Here is a 16397-nt window from a genome sequence, read left to right as displayed (position 1 = left end):
CGCTCGGGCGCCACCATGGAAACGCCCGATGCTTCGTCCCCTTCTGCTCTCCGTCGCCTTCGCCGCCGTCGCCGGCTCCGCTCTGGCCCAGTCGCAACCGTATGAGCAGATCCGGCCCGCCCCCCAGAACTGGACCGTCGATCTCGGCGCGGGCGTCCTTTATCGCAACGACTCCAACGGCGACACGGGCTCCAAGACAACGGTCGCCCCGTGGGTTTCGGCCAACTATCGCGACCTAGTCTATCTGAACCCGATCGACGGCCTGGGCTGGAACGCGATCAAGACCGACGACTTCCGCGCCGGCCTGCAACTGCGCCCGCGCTTTTCGGCCGATGATATCGAAGGCCTGACGCTGGATCGTCCGGGCTTCGGCGCCGACCTGGCCGCCTACGCCTACAAGCGTCTGCCCGGCAATGTGGTGGTCGGCGGTCGGATCAGCCGCGACGTGTCCGACGTCAGCGAGGGCACGGAATACTATGCCTCCGTCGGTCATCAGCGCGTGACGTCGGTCGGCCTGCTGAACGCCTCGGTCTATGTGCGCGGCGGCGATTCCAAACTGGCCGATGCCTACTATGGCGTCAGCACCGCCGAGGCGGCCGCCAACGGCATCAGCGCTTATTCCCCCGGCGGCGGCCTGCAGGGCGCGGGCGCCAGCCTGGTCCTGCTGGTCCCGATCGGCGACAAATGGGGTGCGGGCGGCCTGATCAACTACGAACGCCGCCTGGGCGACGTGGCCGACAGCCCCCTGTCGCAGAGCGACGACGCCGTCCGCACCGGCGTCTTCATCGCCCGTCGCTTCGGCGGCTGATAGCAAGGCGGCGGCTGCGGATGCGGTCGCCGCTTCTTGCCCTTTGATCAGGTGGCCGCGAACTCACTCAGCGCGTCGATGACGGCGCGGTTCTGGTCTTCGGTGCCGATGGTGATGCGCAGGGCCTGGGGCAGGCCATAGCCGCCGACGGGGCGGACGATGATGCCCTTGGTGTTCAGATAGTCGTTGGCGGCGGCGGCGCGCTTGGCGCTGTCGAACAGCACCAGCACGAAATTGCCGGCGCTGGGCAGGACGTTCAGCCCAAAGCCGCGCAGGGCCTGGGTCAGGCGCGGCTTCCAGTTCGAGATCAGATCGCGCGACGCCGTCTGGTGCGCTTCGTCCGACAGCGCGGCCGTTGCGGCCTCAAGCCCCGGCACCGAGACGTTGAACGGCAGTCGAATCCGGTCGATGGCTTCGGCGACCTTCAGCGGCGCATAGCCGAAACCGATACGCAAACCGCCCAGGCCGTGGATCTTGGAGAAGGTGCGGGTGACGACGATGTTCTCGGCGTCCTTGGCCAGCGGGAAGGCGGTCTCCCAGTCGGCCTCGGTCACATATTCCGCATAGGCCTCGTCCACGACCAGGATGATGTGGGCCGGCAGGGCGGCGTGCAGGCGGCGGATTTCCTCGCCCGTATTGTAGCTGCCGGTCGGGTTCGACGGGTTGGAGACATAGACGATCTTGGTGCGTTCATCGATCTGGGCCAGGAGCGCGTCGACCTCGGCCTTGAAGTTCGGCTCGGGCGCCAGCTTGACCTGGGCTTCGCAGCCCAGGGCGCTGATGCGGTAGGCGAGAAAGCCGTACTGGCCGCAGACGATGTTGTCGCCCGCCGTCAGATAGGTCTGGTTCAACAGGGCGAAGACCTCGTCCGAGCCGTTGCCGAAGATCAGCCGTTCAGGCTCCAACCCGTGCAGTTCCGACACCGCGTTCCGCAGCTTGGTCGCCCGGCCGTCGGGATAGATGTGGATATTCTTGATCGCCGCCTCATAGGCCGCACGCGCCTTTTCGCCCGCGCCCAGCATGTTCTCGTTGGACGACAGCTTCATCGGTTCGGCGACGCCGGCGATGGACGACTTGCCGCCGACATAGGGGGCGATGTCGAGGATGCCGGGCTTGGGGGCAGGGCCGTGTGGCGCGGTCGCGTCGGTCATGGAAAGCCTTGATCTCAGAAGATGGGGGCGGCGCCGATCACGCCGCTCATTCGTCCGGGCGCGCTCTTCAGCCGCCCGTCATCGACCTGCACATAGCCCGTCAGCATGAACAGCTTCAACCCGCCCGCCGCCGCCAGCGGATCGGCGACCAGTCCCGCGTCGCCCAGGGCGTCCACGATCTTGGCCTCGGACCAACCGCTGTCAGTGACCCAGAAGCTGCGGTCGTCGCCGGTCGGGCCGGACATCTCCTTGGACACGACGAACACCTGGGGTCGGCCGCGCCGGTCGTCCGGCAGGGCGGCGACGATCTTCAGTTCGGGCCGCGCCAGCAGGCGGCCCCACCACGGCCGGTCGGGCGACAGGTCGATCACGGCGCGCGAGCCCGCCTCGGCCGCCTTCAACGCCTCGTCGGCGGACATAGGCCGCGACCGCAGGCCATGGCGGTCTGTCGCCAGGGCCTGGGCCACGCCGCCGCAGACGACCAGCGCGGGTCCGGTCGCCACCTCGATCCGGCCCCACACCGCCTTGACCGCCGCAGCCTCATCGGCCGAGGCGCCGTCCAGCAGTTGACGCAGGGCGATGGCCGAAGCGTCGGCCCGGTCGCGCGGACCGGCGGCGACCCGCGCCCGCACCGCCTCGACCAAGGCGCGATCCAGCGCCAGCAGGGCGTCGTCGGCTTCGGGTTCGTCCAGCAGCGCCATCAGAACAGCTTGGGCGCCGGGGCCAGCGGGAAGGGGCCGAGCCAGGTGCGGCCGTCGCGGAAGACGAGCGTCAGCGGCAACTGCTCCTGGCTCGTGGCCTCGGCCGCGCCCGCTGCTGCAGCGGCCCCGGCCGCGCCGATCCGGTTGACCGGCCCCTGACGCGTCGCCATCAGGCCGGCCAGGGCGGGCAAAGGCTTTTGCGCCTGAAGCTGGACCTGGCCGGTCAGCCGGCCGTTCGCATCGGCTCTCAACACGTCGCTGGAGAGCGTCGCACGGCTGTCGCCGGCCTGAAGATCGCCGCGCACATTGCGGAAGGTTCCGCCCGCCTTTGTCCAGGCGGAGAAGACGCCCGCCGCGTCGCCGCCGGTCTTCAGCAGGCTGGCCTGGCCGATCTCGGCCTCCAGCTGGGTCGTCAGGCGGCCGTCCTGGGCGAAGCCTTCGACGGGGCCGTCCGCCCGCCCCTGCCCGTCCACCAGACGAAACATGACATCGACGTCGTCGGTCGGCGCGGTCGAGCCCTCCAGATGCGGCCGAGCATAGAATTCGATCCGCGCGGCGCGGGCGATGGGGAAGGGTTCGGCGCCGGTCTGGGCCGTGAAGACCGGATTGACCATCTCCAGCGCCAGATTGGGCCAACGCTGATCGATGCCGCTGGCGCTCATGCGGATCGCGTCACCCTTGACCGCCGCCTCGCCCTTGCCGGCGCGGGTCAGCATCAGGCCTTGCGGAGCCACCACCACCCATTTGGTCGGCTGATAGGCGTTGGCCTCCGCGGTCAGTTCGGTCGCCTTGATCGCATGGCCCGACGGCGCCTGAACGATCAGGTTCGTCAACGCCACACGGGTGCGAAACGGCCAGCCGTTGATGGATTTGTCGGCGAAGCGGATGTCCCAGCCGTCCTGACGCAGGGTCTGGACCTGGGCCTCAAGCCGCGTATCGATCTGGCGCGTCAGGAAGATCCACCATCCGGTCCAGGCCGTCAGCGCGATCAGCACGAGGATGAAGGACGCATACAGGCCCTTGCGGCTGTGTCGCTTGGTCGTCGAGGCGTCGGTCATGCCGGACCTATAGCGCGACGCACCTGGCGCTTCTAGGCGGTCAGGTCGGCCAGCACCGCCTTCGCCGCCCGCCGCGCATCCTCCGGCGCCAGACCCAGCAGAAGCCCCCGCTGACCGCCGTTGATCAGGACCTGCTCGAACAGGATGGCGGTTTCGTCCATCGCGGTGGGCACGGCCTTTCGCTGGCCGAACGGGCTGACCCCGCCGACCTTGTAGCCGGTCAGCCGTTCGGCGTCGGCAGGCTTCATCATCTGGGCCGACTTGCCCCCCAGCACCGCCGCCAACTTCTTCATGCTGACCTCGCAGTCGGACGGCACGATGACGCAAGCCGGAGCGCCATCGACCAGGACCATCAGCGTCTTGAACACCTGTTCCGGCGCCACGCCCAACGCCTCGGCGGCCTGCAATCCCACGCGCGGCGCGTCGGGATCATAGTCGTAGGGAAACAGAGCGAAGGCGACGCCGGCCTTGGTCAGGGCGACGGTGGCGGGCGTGGTCTTGGACATCCTACGTCGTCTCGGGGTTCAGGAAGCTGCGAGTCAGTTCGACCGCATCGGCCAGGCCCATGCGCTGGACCTCGGTCCCGGGCGGCAAACTGGCGAACAGGCGAGTGGGGGTGGCGGCGTCCAGCATCAGGAACACCCCCTTGTCGTCGCCGCGCCGGATCAGCCGGCCAAACGCCTGGGCGATGCGGGCGCGGGCCAGCGCATCGTCATAACCCTTCCCTCCCAACCGTTCGCGCCGCGCCTTGTGCAGCAAATCCGGCCGCGGCCATGGCACGCGATCGAAAGCGAGCACCCGTAGCGACCGTCCCGGCACGTCCACCCCGTCGCGCACGGCGTCGGTGCCCAAGAGGCAGGAATTCTCCTCGACGCGGAACATGTCCACCAGCGCCCCGACCTCCAGCGGATCGACGTGCTGGGCATACAGAGGCACGCCCGACTTCGCCAGATCCGGCCCCAGCCGCTCATAGACCGCCTTCAATCGGCGAATGGCGGTGAACAGGCCCAGGCCCCCGCCGCCCGCCGCCAGGAACAGTTCGCGCATCGCCGCCGCCGTCTGGCGCGGATCGTCCTTGACCAGGTCGTTGACGACGATGACCCGGCTGTTGGCGGCATAGTCGAACGGGCTCTCGACCTTCAGGGTGCGGGGCGGCTCGATCAGACGCGCCGAGCCGGTCCGCATCCGCGCCAGGTCAAACGGGTCTTCCTGCAAGGGATCGGACAGGGTGGCGGAGGTCACCAGCACCCCGTGTGACGGCACGATCACGGCCGCCTCCAGCGGAACGGTCGGGTCGATCCAGTGGCGACGCAGGGCCACGTCGTGGATGCGGCCGAACGCGGTCTCGGCCGACAGCCAATCGACGAAATCAGGATCGGGCTGATCGCGCCCGTCCTCCAGCGCCGCCAACATCGACCGCCACCCCGGCAGGGTCATGCGCGCGCGCCGGTCCAGCCCCCGCAAGGCCCCCTCGATCCGCGACCGCTGCGAGCCGTCCAGTTCGGCCGCCTCGTCATCGAGAATGTCCTCCAGATGCCGCGACAGGGCCAACAGCGGCGCCTCGATGGCGGCCAGGGCCTGGGCCGCCGCGCGCGCCGTCTCTTCGACCGGATCGATCACCGGCTTCAGCGCGCACTCCATGCCGAACTCGGGACCGCCGTACGTATTGGTCTCCGCCGTGCGGGCGCGCAGCTGGTCCAGCGCGGCGGCCAGGAAGGCCTCGATCGGGCCGATGGGGTTGACCTCGCCCGAGGCCGGCGCGACGCGGCCCGACACGCCTTCCCCCGGCAGGGCGGCGGAGGCGCGGATGGCGTCCTGCAGCGCCTTCATCGCCGCCTCATTGTCGTTGACCATGTCGCCCAGCCGCTGTTCCAGCCCGCGACCGCGACGCCCCCGCCCCTCCGGACCCCGGATCCAGCGCCGCAGCTCAGCCGCTTCCTGGCCTGACAAGCAGGCGGAAAAAGCGCTGTCGGCGGCGTCGAACAGGTGGTGGCCCTCGTCGAAGACGATCCGCTTCAGCGCCGCCGTCTCGCCGTCCTGCTTCTGGCCCCGCGCCGAGCGCGCCCCGTCGAACGCCGCCTGGGTCAAAACGAGGGCGTGGTTGGCGATGACCAGGTCCGCGCGGCGGCTGGCGCGGATCGTCTTTTCGACAAAACAGGTGCGGTAGTGGGGACAGGCGGCGTGGACGCATTCGCCGCGCCGATCCATCAGATTGGCCGCTCCCGCCGCATGGGCCGCCGGCATGGCGAACAGGCCGGGCAGCCAGCCGGGAAAATCGCCGCCCGTCATGTCGCCGTCGCGCGTATGCAGCGCCCACCGCCCGGCCAGCGCCAGGCCGATCAGGTCGCCATTCCCCAGCTGGGCCGCCTGCACCATGTCCTGCAGATTAAGGACGCACAGATAGTTCTCGCGCCCCTTGCGGATCACCGCCTTCTTCTTGCGCTCGGCCGGATCGGGCCACAGCGAATGGCTCTCGCGGTCGATCTGGCGCTGCAGGGCGCGGGTATAGGTCGAAATCCACGCCGCGCCCTGGTTCCGCTCGGCCCACAGGGAGGCGGGGGCCAGATAGCCCAGGGTCTTGCCCGTGCCGGTCCCCGCCTCGGCCAGCAGGACGCGGGGCCGCCCCTCTTCGTTCCGCGGCGAAAAGGCGAAGGCGGCTTCGGCGGCGTAGTCCGATTGGGTCGGCCGCGTCTCGTCCAGGCCCGAAGCCTGAAGCAATTTTTCCAGCCGGATGCGGGCGCTCTCGCTATCGACCGGCGCCGATCCCGCCTCGCCGCGCGGCGCCTCTTCCTCCCATTCGGTCAACCGCGACCAGACATCCATCCCAGACCCGCGATGCTGGCGCGCCCGCACGCCGCCGGCCTCCAGCGCCTGAACGACTCGCGCGCCCCAGGCCCATTCGGCGCGCTGCATCGTCAGCGCCAGCCCATAGGCCGCCTCCCGCTCGGGATAGGCCGGTTGCGCCAGTTCGCGCAGCAGCAGTCCCGCCGCCTCGCGCAGGGCCGCCGCCTGTTCCTCCGCCGACTTCGGCTCGGCCAGCCCCAGCGAAAGCGCCAGCCCCGTCGGCGACGGCGCACAGAAGCGCGCCGGCCGCACGAAGGCGTAAAGTTCCAGCACGTCCATCAACTCAGTCGATCGCGGCGGCGGCGTCAGACCCAACCGGCGCGCCGTCAGCGACGCATGCGCCACCATCACCGGCCCGGTGCTGAAGAACCCCTCGGCCGCCCCGCGCCCGATTTTCTTGGTCCCCGCCTTGTCGCACACCGCCCCAGCGCCGGGCGGCGTGGCGAGCGCTGGCGGCAAGTCCGCCCACGGCTGAGCGCCGGTCAGGCGGTTTTCGGAAATGACGGATTCGTCGGACACGTCCGATAGATAGCGAGCCTGGGGCTGAAACGGAACGGGAACATGCTATATCCCGTCCGTGACGACCGCCGCCGCTCCCGCAACGCTTCCGCCCCTGTTCGCCGACTGGTTCGCGTCGCGCGGCTGGGCGCCCCGGCGGCATCAGCTGGAGATGGTCGCGGCGGGGGAGGCCGGCAGCCACGCCTTGCTGGTCGCGCCCACCGGCGGGGGCAAGACGCTGGCGGGGTTTCTGCCCAGCCTGATCGACTTGGCCGAGCGCGGACCGAAGCCGACGACCGGGCCGGGGTCGGGCGTGCATACGCTTTATTTGTCGCCGCTGAAGGCCCTGACGACGGACGTCGAGCGCAATCTGATGACCCCGATCCGCGAGATCGGGCTGAACATCCACGTCGAGACGCGCACCGGCGACACCAAACAATCCAAGCGCCAGCGACAGCGTGATTTTCCGCCCGACATCCTGCTGACCACGCCCGAGCAGCTGGCTCTGTTCTGCGCCTGGGAAGGCGCCCGGTCCTATTTCGCCGATCTGAAATGCGTCGTGCTGGACGAGGTCCATGCGATCTGGAGCGGCAAGCGCGGGGACCTGCTGTCTCTGGGTCTGGGGCGATTGCAGAGTTTCGCCCCCGACATGCGCCGGGTGGGTCTGAGCGCGACCATCGAGGATCCCGATCTGATCCGGGGGTGGTTGGCGCCGGGCGATGCGGAGACAAAGAGCCCCTCCCCCGCTTCGCGGTCCCCCTCCCCGCAAAGCGGGGAGGAGACGGCGGCCGACCTGTCTCCTCCCCATGCCATGGGGAGGGGGACCGCCGAAGGCGGTGGAGGGGCTCTTGACGCGGTGGCCTTGGTCCGCGGCGACCCCGGCGCGCCGGCGGTCATCGACGTGCTGATTTCAGAGGGCAAGGTCCCTTGGGCCGGCCACACGGGCCAGCACGCAATTCCAGAGGTCTACGCCGCCATCCAGCGTTCGACCCTGGCGCTGATCTTCGTCAACACCCGCTGGCAGTCGGAGTTCGTGTTCCAGCAGCTCTGGGCCATCAACGACGAGAATCTGCCCATCGGCCTGCACCACGGCTCGCTGGCGGCCGAGCAGCGGCGCAAGATCGAGGCGGCCATGGCGCGCGGGGACCTCAGGGCCGTGGTCTGCACCTCGACGCTGGATCTGGGCATCGACTGGGGCGACGTGGATCTGGTCATCCAGATGGCGGCGCCGAAGGGCTCCAGCCGCCTGGTCCAGCGCATCGGCCGCGCCAATCACCGGCTGGACGAACCGTCTCGCGCGCTTCTGGTGCCCGCCAGCCGGTTCGAGATGCTGGAGTGCCAGGCGGCGCGCGAGGCCGTCGCCGACAACGCCTTCGACTGGGAGCCGGTCCATATCGGCACGCTCGACACATTGGCCCAGCACGTCATGGGCGTCGCCTGTTCCGAGCCGTTCGATATGCAGGTCCTGTATGACGAGATCACCGGCTGCGGCCCCTATCGCGTCCTGACGTGGGAGCAGTTCGAGGAGGTGGTCGATTTCGTCGCCACCGGCGGCTATGCGCTGCGCACCTACGACCGGTTCGCCCGGATCGTGCGCACGCCGGATGGCCGCTGGAAGGTCCGCAACCAGCACATCGCCCAGCGGCACCGCATGAACGTCGGCGCCATCGTCTCGGCGGGAACGCTGAACGTTCGCGTCGCCAGTCGTCGCGGCGGCGCCTCGCGCCAACTGATCGGCGGCCGCAAGGTGGGCGAGGCCGAGGAGTGGTATTTCGAACAGCTGACGCCCGGCGACACCTTCCAGTTCGCCGGCCAGACCTGGGCGTTCCAGGGCATCACCGGCACCGACGCTCTGGTCACCCACGCCAATGACAGCGACCCCAAGATTCCGTCATGGGGCGGCTCGAAGTTCCCGCTGTCCACGTCGCTGGCGGACCGGGTGCGGACCATGATCCACGACCGCGACCACTGGCGCGTCCTGCCGCCCGACGTGCAGGAATGGCTGGAGTTGCAAGAGACCCGTTCGGTCATTCCCGACGCCGAATCCATGCTGGTCGAAACCTTTCCGCGCGGCAGCCGGCATTTCCTCGTGGCCTATCCGTTCGAGGGCAATCTGGCCCACACCACCCTGTGCATGCTGCTGACCCGGCGGCTGGACCGGATGGGCGTCGGGCCGCTGGGCTTTGTCGTGACCGACTATTCGCTGGCGATATGGTCGATCAAGCCGATGGACGCGATCGATCTGGACGCCCTGTTCCAGCCGGACATGCTGGGGGACGACCTGGAAGCCTGGCTGGAGGAAAGCTTCATGATGAAGCGATCCTTCCGCAATTGCGCCCTGATCTCGGGCTTGATCGAACGCCGCCAGCCCGGCGCCGAAAAGACCGGCCGGCAGGTGACCTTCTCTACCGACCTGATCTACGACGTGCTGCGCCGCCACCAACCCGACCATCTGCTGCTGAAGACCGCCCGCGCCGACGCCGCCTCGGGCCTGCTGGACGTGGCGCGCCTGGGCCAGATGCTGACGCGCATCGAGGGGCGCATCCGCCACCAACCCCTGAACCGCGCCTCGCCCTTCTGCGTGCCCGTGCTGGTCCAGATCGGACGCGAGCGGGTCAGCGGGGACGCCGCCGAAATGATCCTGGACGAAAGCGCCGACCTGCTGATCGCCGAGGTCATGGACGACGCCGAGCCGCCAAGCCCGTCGGGTGCCGCATGAACGCCGCCCTGCGCCAGACCCTGTCCCCGGCCCGCAAGACATGCGGTTCGCTGAGCGTGCGGATCGCGGGCGAGGCCTGTGTGCTGCGCTGTTCCGGAGCGATGTGGGTGCCGGCCCACGGCGCCCTGATCGTCGCGGACCTGCATCTGGAAAAGGGGTCAGCCTTCGCCGTGCGCGGCCAGCTTCTGCCGCCCTATGACAGCCGCGCCACGCTGGACAGGCTGGAAGCCGAGATTGTCGAACTGGACCCGGCCATGGTCGTGCTGCTGGGCGACAGCTTCCATGACACCAAGGCCATTCCCCGCATGGCGGCCGACGACCGGGCGCGGCTGGACGGGCTGGCGGCGGGGCGCGACTGGCTGTGGCTGGAGGGCAATCACGACCGCGAGGCGCTCTCTCGCGATGCGGACACGGCGTCCCGCTTGCCCGGCCGGATCGTCGGCGATATGGCCTTGGGCGCGTTGCGCCTGACCCACGAGCCGGAGGCTCTGACCGCCGACGACGATCGGCATGGCGAGGTCGCAGGCCACCTTCACCCCGCCGCCAAGGTCGCCGCCTATGGGCGCGGCGTGCGCCGTCCTTGCTTCGTCACCGACGGATCGCGCATCGTCCTGCCGGCCTTCGGTGCCTTCACCGGCGGGCTGAACGTGCGCGATCCCGCCATCGCCGACTTGTTCGCCGCCCCGCCGCTGGCCGCCGCTCTGGGACGCGACCGTGTCCACGCCCTGGATTGGGCGATCCTGCGATAGTCTGTTCGTAAAGCGTTCAGCACGTCGCTTCACCGCATCTTGGCGGACGGCGATGCAGGATGACGGCGGATCAAGGTCACGGACACCCGCCTCATGCTCACGCCCCGCCGCATCGTCATGGCCGCCCGCCTCGGCTTCGCCCTGGCGGCGCTGGGCATGGCCGTCCTGATGCTGGGACCGTTCCAGGGACTGGAACAGGTCTTCGGCCTGAACGACAAGGCCGCCCACGTCATCGCCTTCTATGGCGTGGCCAGCGGCCTGTTCCTGATCGCGCCGAACCAGCGCCGCGACGACCTGGCCCTCTATGTCATCGCCGCCGCCTTTGGAGCGGAACTGCTTCAGGCCCTGACCGGCCGCAGCGTCTCCGTCATCGATTTTCTAGCGGGCGCGGCCGGCGTCGCCGCCGCCTGGGCGCCCGGCCGGATCGAACAGTTGCGCCAAGCCTTCCGCCGCTACCCGGATATGACCCTGACCGAGATCGACCGTCTGGATCGCCGCCTGCGCCGTCGCCGCGTCGAAACCAGCCGCCCGGGCGTCGCCGTCCTGCGGCCCTAGGGCTCCAGCTCGATGTCCCAATAAAGATAGTCCAGCCAGCTCTGGTGCAGATAGTGCGGCGGGAAGCGTCGGCCGGCGTCCTGTAGCTGCCAGGCGTTCGGGCGATAGGGTTCGCGGCGGATCGGCATCATGGCCTGGCGCGGCGTTCGTCCGCCCTTCGCCAGATTGCAGGGGCTGCAGGCCGCGACGATATTGTCCCAGGTCGTGCGTCCGCCCTGTGAGCGCGGGATGACGTGGTCGAAGGTCAGTTCGGCCGACTGACCGCAGTACTGACAGGCGAAGCCGTCGCGCAGGAAGACGTTGAAGCGGGTGAAGGCGGGGCTGCGGTCCTGATCCACATAGCTGCGCAGCGCGATCACGCTGGGAAGCTGCATCTCCATCGACGGCGAGCGGACGACCTTGTCATACAGGGACACCACGTCCACGCGGTCCTGATAGACCGCCTTGACCGCCTCCTCCCACGGCCACAGCGACAGCGGATAGTAGGACAGCGGCCGGAAGTCGGCGTTCAACACCAAGGCGGGAAAGCCAGAAGGCGGTCGATGAAGAACCTGCATCAGGCCCTCCCGCGCCGACGGGGGGATTTTGAGGCGACAGAGGTGAGGACACGTCTCCTTCCCTAGTCTTGTGAGATCAGCCTACCCCTGATTCCCCCTCATCGCCATGACCAGTGTGCAGCGTTTTCGTGACGTCCTGCCTCAGACCCGGCGCGCGTGGGTCGGGAACCCCGGCAGGGTCCAGCCCCAGCGCAAGGCGGCCGCCCGCAGCAGGAAGCCCGACAGCGCCGCGACGATGGCGGCGGGCCAGACGCCGACGCCCGGCGTCCTCAGCACCATATAGACCGTCGCCGCCAGGATCGCGGCCGTGACGTTGATCTCTCGCCGCAGCAGGATCGACGGCTGACCCGCCAGGGTGTCGCGCACCACCCCGCCGAAACAGGCCGTCAGCGTGCCCATGACGATGCAGATCAGGGCCGGCGCCCCGGCCGCCTCAGCCTTGGCCGCCCCCATCACGCCATAGGCCGCAAGACCTACGGCATCCAGCCACAGCAGGGCGCGAAACCGCCAGTCGCGCTGCCCCACCAGCCACAAGGCGGTCGAGGCGAACAGGCAGACCGCCAGATAGCGCCAGTCCTGCACCCAGAAGACCGGCAGGCCGAGCAGCAGGTCACGCAGCGTCCCGCCGCCCACGCCGGTGATGGCGCCGAAGAAGGCGAAGGTGACCACGTCGTGCTTCTCGCGCGCGGCGGCCAGGGCGCCGGTGGCGGCGAAAACCGCCACGCCGGCGAAATCCAGCGCGGTCAACACCGTCTGCGGATTGCGCAGCGGTTCGGTCAGAGCGGGATCGAGCGGGGTCATGCCGGCGCATCCAGCGCGATCTCGCCGCGCTTCACGCCCGTGTACCAGGCCCACAGCAGATGGGTGGCGACCGCCCGATAGGGCCGCCAAATCTCGGCGCGGGCATAGGCGCCCTTCTGATCGGGCCGCACTTCTGCGCCGTCCGCCCAACGGATCGCCTCCTGCAAGGCCACGTCGCCGCCGGGGAAGACATCCAACCGCCCCTCGCACATCATCAGATAGGCCTCGGCCGTCCACAGGCCCACGCCCTTCAGCGCCGTCAGGGACGCGATCGCCGCCTCGTCATCGAGGTTGGCCAGATGCTCCAGATCGATCTCGCCCGCGATCTGCGCCCGCGCAATGCCCTGACCATAGGTCGCCTTCTGTCGCGACAGCCCCATGCCGCGCAGCTGCTCCAGATCGTGCGCCAGCAACAGCTCGGGCGTGATGCCGCCCATGCCTTCGCGCAGTCGCGCCCATACCGAAGCGGCCGAGGCCACCGACACCTGCTGCTCCACGATCATGCGGAACAGCCCCTCGAACCCGCCCACTCTCAACCGCCACTCCATCGGCGGCGTCTGGGCGTCCACCCGAGCGAGCGCCGGATCGGCGGCGACCAGCGCCTGGCGCGCGGCGGCGATGTCATCGGGCGTGGGTGCGAACGGCATCGGCTACCTATGGCGCGAGGCGGCCTTTAAGGGAATGGAGGCTTTGGCGGATTTCGGCTGGCGACAGCTGAGGATAATAACTATTATTGGTCGGTTCATTGAGGATCTTGTCATGACCATGACCGTCGAGCTTGGAGCTTTGGAACAGGTAGTGGACCGTCTGGTCCGCGACGGTCGCTACGGCTCCAAGAGCGAGGTCCTGCGCACCGGCGTCAGACTGGTGCAGGAGCACGAGGCTCGGCTGGCGGCCCTGCTCGGCAAGCTGGAAGAGGGCGTCGCCGACGCTGATGGCGGACGGACGAAGCCGCTTGAAGATGTCCGCGCCGAGTTCGAAGCGCGATGGGCTGCCGAAGGCGAATGAGAGTTCGGCTCACCCACGCCGCCTTGCGCGATCTCGTCGCCATCGAGAGCCATGTGGTGTCGGACAGCCCAAATGCAGCCCGTAAACTGGTCAGGACGCTTTTCGAACGCTGCGAGACCCTTGGCCAAAATCCCCGACGCTATCCAGAGGCCGGAGTCGCCGATCTGCGCAAACGCGCCGAAGGCAGCTATCTGATCTTCTATCGCGTGACTGGCGACGTGGAAGTCGTGCGGATCCTTCATGCCGCGCGCGACTGGACCCATCTGCTGTCCCCGGACGAAGACTGAGCTGTGTTCAACACCCGCTTCGCCCCCTCGCCTACCGGCCGCCTGCACAAGGGCCACGCTTTCTCGGCCCTGACCGCCTGGACGGCGGCGAAGGCGGCAGGCGGGCGGTTCGTGCTGCGCATAGAGGATATCGATCCGACGCGATGCCGGCCGGAATACGAGGCGGGCATTCTGGAGGACCTGGCCTGGCTGGGTCTGGACTGGGAGACGCCGGTCCGGCGCCAGTCCGACCATCTGGGCGACTACGCCGCCGCGATCGAAACTCTGCGGGCGCGCGGCCTGCTCTATCGGTGTTTCCGCACGCGCAAGGATATCCTGAACGCCATCGGCGACGCGCCGCACGGGGCGATGGAAGCGGCGAGGCCCGGTCCGCATTCAGCGGACGAGGAGGCCCATCTGCTGGCCTCGGGTGCTCCGTTCGCCTGGCGGCTCTCGCTGGATCGGGCGCGGGGGGCCTTGGGCGAGGCGGCCTGGAACGGCCTGAGTTTCGTCGAGGAGGGCGAGGGTCCGAACGGCGAAAGCGGCGTCGTCGCCGTCGATCCCGAGGCGGCGGGCGATGTCGTCTTGGCGCGCAAGGATACGGGCGTCGCCTATCATCTGGCCGTGACCCATGACGATGCCCTGCAGGGGATCACCCATGTGATCCGGGGCCAGGACCTGTTCGAAGCCACGCACGTGCAGCGGCTGATCCAGACTTTGATGGGCTGGCCGGCGCCGACCTATCGTCATCACACCTTGCTAACAGGGCCGGACGGGCGGCGCTACGCCAAGCGCGATCGCTCTATCACCCTGGCTGAGCTGAGGGCCGGCGGATTGACGGCCGAGGGCTTGCGCGCCGAGCTGGGCTTCAGCTCCGCCGGCTGAAGATGCGCGAGGCGCCATAGCCAGTCAGGGCGGCCAGCACGACGCACAGCACGCCGTACAGCCACGGCCGACGGTGGGCGAACTCATAGATGTCGCGCTCCAGCCCGACCTTCTCGACCGTCAGGGTCAGGTTCGACACCGACTGCGGCTCGCCGTCCTGAAACAGCCAGACCTCGGCGTAGTATTTGCCGGTGGGCGCCACGGTCGGCAGTTTGACCTCGGCGCGGAACAGGCCCCTGTCCACGAACTCCACCCCTTCGGAATCGGTGTCGTAGAGGGCGGCGGCCTCCTTCAGGCGGATCACCGCGCGACGCCAGTCCAGATAGTCGTCGCCGAGACGGCTGACCACCACATCGCGTACGCCGTAACGCGTGACGGTGCGGCTTTCCTCGGGCGCGTCGATGCGCAGGTGATCGACGCCGACGCCCAGGCGGCGCAGCTGGCCGAAGTCCGCGATGTCGCTGAGCGGGCGCGTCGAGGCGGTCATGTAGAAGCCGGGCGCCCCTTCGAACAACACCGGCCGGCTGTTCAGCCAGACGCCGGACGTGCGCGTCTTCTTGACCAGGCGGATCGGCGCGTCCGGCCCCCGCACCACCACCACGACGTCCGCAGGTTCGGGCGTCGGATTGAACACCGCGCCGTACAGGACGATGGACGCGCCCCGGAAACTGCTGTCGACGCGGACCTGGGCGTCGGTCAGGGCGGCGGCGACGCGCAGGTCGCCCGTCGTCGCTTCGGACCGATCGAGCGGCGGGGCCGCAATAGCGGGCGGAGGGGGAGGAAGCGCCTGCATCAGTCGGCGATCCCCGGCGCGATCATGAAGATGTCGTTGGGCCGCACAAACAAATCCAGCCCCATCTGGATCCCGACCAGCAGAACGATCAGGCCCAGCGCCGCCCGCAGTTCCTCGGCGCGGAACCGCCCGGCAAAGCGCGCGCCGATCTGGGCGCCGACGACGCCGCCGAGCAGCAGGATGGTGGACAGGACGATGTCGACCGTCTGGTTTCGTCCGGCTTGCAGGATGGTGGTGATGGCGGTGGTGATGATGATCTGGAACAGGCTGGTGCCCACCACCGCGCCCGCCCGCATGCGCAGGATATAGAGCATGGCCGGCACCAGGATGAAGCCGCCGCCCACCCCCATGATGGCCGAGAGGACGCCTGCGAAGACGCCCAGGCCGAACGGCGGCAAGGCGCTGATATACAGACCCGACTTCGGGAACTTCATCTTCAGCGGCAGACCATACAGCCACATCGGCCGCCGACGCTGCTTGTGCGGCGCGGGCAGGCCCCGGCGGCGGCGCAGGATCTCGGTCAGGCTCTCGTTCAGCATCAGAATGCCGATCGCGCCCAGGAAGACGAGATAGGACAGGGCCACGACCAGATCGGCCTGGCCCAGCAGGCGCAGGTAGCGAAACAGCTCGACCCCCGCCAGGGCGCCGGCCGCGCCCCCGGCCGCCATCACCGACCCCATCTTGAAATCGACCGAACCCGCGCCGGCATAGCGGATAACGCCCGACGTCGAGGAGGCCACGACGTGGCTGGCCTGGCTGGCGACGGCGACGGTCGGAGGAATGCCCAGGAAGACCAGGATCGGCGCCATCAAGAAGCCGCCGCCGATGCCGAACAGGCCGGACACGAATCCGACCACCGCCCCCAGGATCACCAGGGTCGGCCAGTTCACCGAAACCTCGGCGATCGGCAGATAGATGTCCAAAGGACGCGCCTTCGGCTGGAGCGGACACAAGAATCGCCGTCAGGCGGGCGAGGTCGGGGACGACCGGGCGACCGATAGCCG

Annotated in this window: 17 protein-coding genes; 7 read left to right on the top strand and 10 right to left on the bottom strand. The window is 68.9% G+C overall.

Annotated features, from left to right (window positions below; genetic code table 11):
• Positions 1 to 28: 28 nt before the first annotated feature.
• A complete protein-coding gene (locus DT343_RS14495) occupies positions 29 to 808 on the top strand; it encodes a MipA/OmpV family protein (protein WP_112863418.1) in 780 nt (259 codons plus the stop codon).
• Positions 809 to 855: 47 nt separating this feature from the next.
• Here DT343_RS14495 and hisC read toward each other — a convergent pair whose 3' ends face one another.
• Genes hisC through DT343_RS14470 form a run of 5 tightly spaced genes read right to left on the bottom strand, consistent with a single transcriptional unit; the run spans position 856 to position 7081 of the window.
• Complete coding sequence (gene hisC / locus DT343_RS14490) at positions 856 to 1959, bottom strand: histidinol-phosphate transaminase (RefSeq protein ID WP_112863417.1); 1104 nt, start codon at positions 1957 to 1959, stop codon at positions 856 to 858.
• Positions 1960 to 1973: 14 nt separating this feature from the next.
• Positions 1974 to 2660 carry a hypothetical protein gene (locus tag DT343_RS14485; RefSeq protein ID WP_112863416.1) on the bottom strand — a complete coding sequence of 229 codons (687 nt, stop codon included), beginning with the start codon at positions 2658 to 2660 and terminating at the stop codon, positions 1974 to 1976.
• On the bottom strand, positions 2660 to 3718 hold the full coding sequence (locus DT343_RS14480) for a DUF2125 domain-containing protein (protein WP_112863415.1): 1059 nt from the start codon (positions 3716 to 3718) through the stop codon (positions 2660 to 2662). Before DT343_RS14480 ends, DT343_RS14485 begins: the two co-directional genes overlap by 1 nt.
• Positions 3719 to 3750: 32 nt before the next feature.
• The gene (ybaK, locus tag DT343_RS14475) at positions 3751 to 4224 is read right to left on the bottom strand and encodes a Cys-tRNA(Pro) deacylase (RefSeq protein ID WP_112863414.1); all 474 of its coding nucleotides are present in this window, start codon (positions 4222 to 4224) and stop codon (positions 3751 to 3753) included.
• A gap of 1 nt (position 4225) precedes the next feature.
• Positions 4226 to 7081, bottom strand: a complete 2856-nt coding sequence (locus tag DT343_RS14470; protein ID WP_112863413.1) for an ATP-dependent DNA helicase — start codon at positions 7079 to 7081, stop codon at positions 4226 to 4228.
• Positions 7082 to 7232: 151 nt separating this feature from the next.
• On the opposite strand from DT343_RS14470, the gene DT343_RS14465 reads away from it, so the two are divergent.
• From DT343_RS14465 to DT343_RS14455, 3 genes are all read left to right on the top strand, one after another.
• Positions 7233 to 9779, top strand: coding sequence for a ligase-associated DNA damage response DEXH box helicase (locus DT343_RS14465; RefSeq protein ID WP_439897236.1), 2547 nt, complete (start codon positions 7233 to 7235; stop codon positions 9777 to 9779).
• On the top strand, positions 9776 to 10528 hold the full coding sequence (gene pdeM / locus DT343_RS14460; protein ID WP_112863411.1) for a ligase-associated DNA damage response endonuclease PdeM: 753 nt from the start codon (positions 9776 to 9778) through the stop codon (positions 10526 to 10528). Before DT343_RS14465 ends, pdeM begins: the two co-directional genes overlap by 4 nt.
• Positions 10529 to 10621: 93 nt before the next feature.
• Positions 10622 to 11083 carry a hypothetical protein gene (locus DT343_RS14455; protein ID WP_112863410.1) on the top strand — a complete coding sequence of 154 codons (462 nt, stop codon included), beginning with the start codon at positions 10622 to 10624 and terminating at the stop codon, positions 11081 to 11083.
• On the opposite strand, the gene DT343_RS14450 is transcribed toward DT343_RS14455, so the two are convergent.
• From DT343_RS14450 to DT343_RS14440, 3 genes are all read right to left on the bottom strand, one after another.
• A complete protein-coding gene (locus DT343_RS14450; protein ID WP_026108602.1) occupies positions 11080 to 11640 on the bottom strand; it encodes an HNH endonuclease in 561 nt (186 codons plus the stop codon). The genes DT343_RS14455 and DT343_RS14450 overlap by 4 nt on opposite strands.
• Before the next feature lie 141 nt (positions 11641 to 11781).
• A complete protein-coding gene (locus tag DT343_RS14445) occupies positions 11782 to 12441 on the bottom strand; it encodes a trimeric intracellular cation channel family protein (protein ID WP_112863409.1) in 660 nt (219 codons plus the stop codon).
• Positions 12438 to 13088 carry a DNA-3-methyladenine glycosylase family protein gene (locus DT343_RS14440; RefSeq protein ID WP_112863408.1) on the bottom strand — a complete coding sequence of 217 codons (651 nt, stop codon included), beginning with the start codon at positions 13086 to 13088 and terminating at the stop codon, positions 12438 to 12440. The genes DT343_RS14445 and DT343_RS14440 overlap by 4 nt, the downstream gene beginning before the upstream one ends.
• A gap of 112 nt (positions 13089 to 13200) precedes the next feature.
• On the opposite strand from DT343_RS14440, the gene DT343_RS14435 reads away from it, so the two are divergent.
• The 3 genes from DT343_RS14435 to gluQRS are packed head-to-tail and all read left to right on the top strand — an operon-like array spanning position 13201 to position 14600.
• Positions 13201 to 13449 carry a type II toxin-antitoxin system ParD family antitoxin gene (locus DT343_RS14435; protein ID WP_017506399.1) on the top strand — a complete coding sequence of 83 codons (249 nt, stop codon included), beginning with the start codon at positions 13201 to 13203 and terminating at the stop codon, positions 13447 to 13449.
• Positions 13446 to 13736: a type II toxin-antitoxin system RelE/ParE family toxin gene (locus tag DT343_RS14430; protein WP_112863407.1), complete on the top strand. Its 291-nt coding sequence runs from the start codon at positions 13446 to 13448 to the stop codon at positions 13734 to 13736. The genes DT343_RS14435 and DT343_RS14430 overlap by 4 nt, the downstream gene beginning before the upstream one ends.
• Positions 13737 to 13739: 3 nt before the next feature.
• Positions 13740 to 14600, top strand: a complete 861-nt coding sequence (gene gluQRS / locus DT343_RS14425) for a tRNA glutamyl-Q(34) synthetase GluQRS (protein ID WP_112863406.1) — start codon at positions 13740 to 13742, stop codon at positions 14598 to 14600.
• Here the strand turns inward: gluQRS and DT343_RS14420 are convergent.
• Positions 14584 to 15393, bottom strand: coding sequence for a TIGR02186 family protein (locus DT343_RS14420; RefSeq protein WP_112863405.1), 810 nt, complete (start codon positions 15391 to 15393; stop codon positions 14584 to 14586). The two genes, gluQRS and DT343_RS14420, sit on opposite strands and share 17 nt — an antisense overlap.
• Entirely contained in the window at positions 15393 to 16316 is a 924-nt protein-coding gene (locus tag DT343_RS14415; RefSeq protein WP_017506607.1) for a sulfite exporter TauE/SafE family protein, read from the bottom strand. Before DT343_RS14415 ends, DT343_RS14420 begins: the two co-directional genes overlap by 1 nt.
• Positions 16317 to 16397 lie beyond the last annotated feature (81 nt).

This window comes from Brevundimonas vesicularis (assembly GCF_900445985.1).
GTDB classification, from domain to species: Bacteria; Pseudomonadota; Alphaproteobacteria; order Caulobacterales; family Caulobacteraceae; genus Brevundimonas; species Brevundimonas vesicularis_D.
This window is presented reverse-complemented; position numbering and strand designations above follow the sequence as displayed.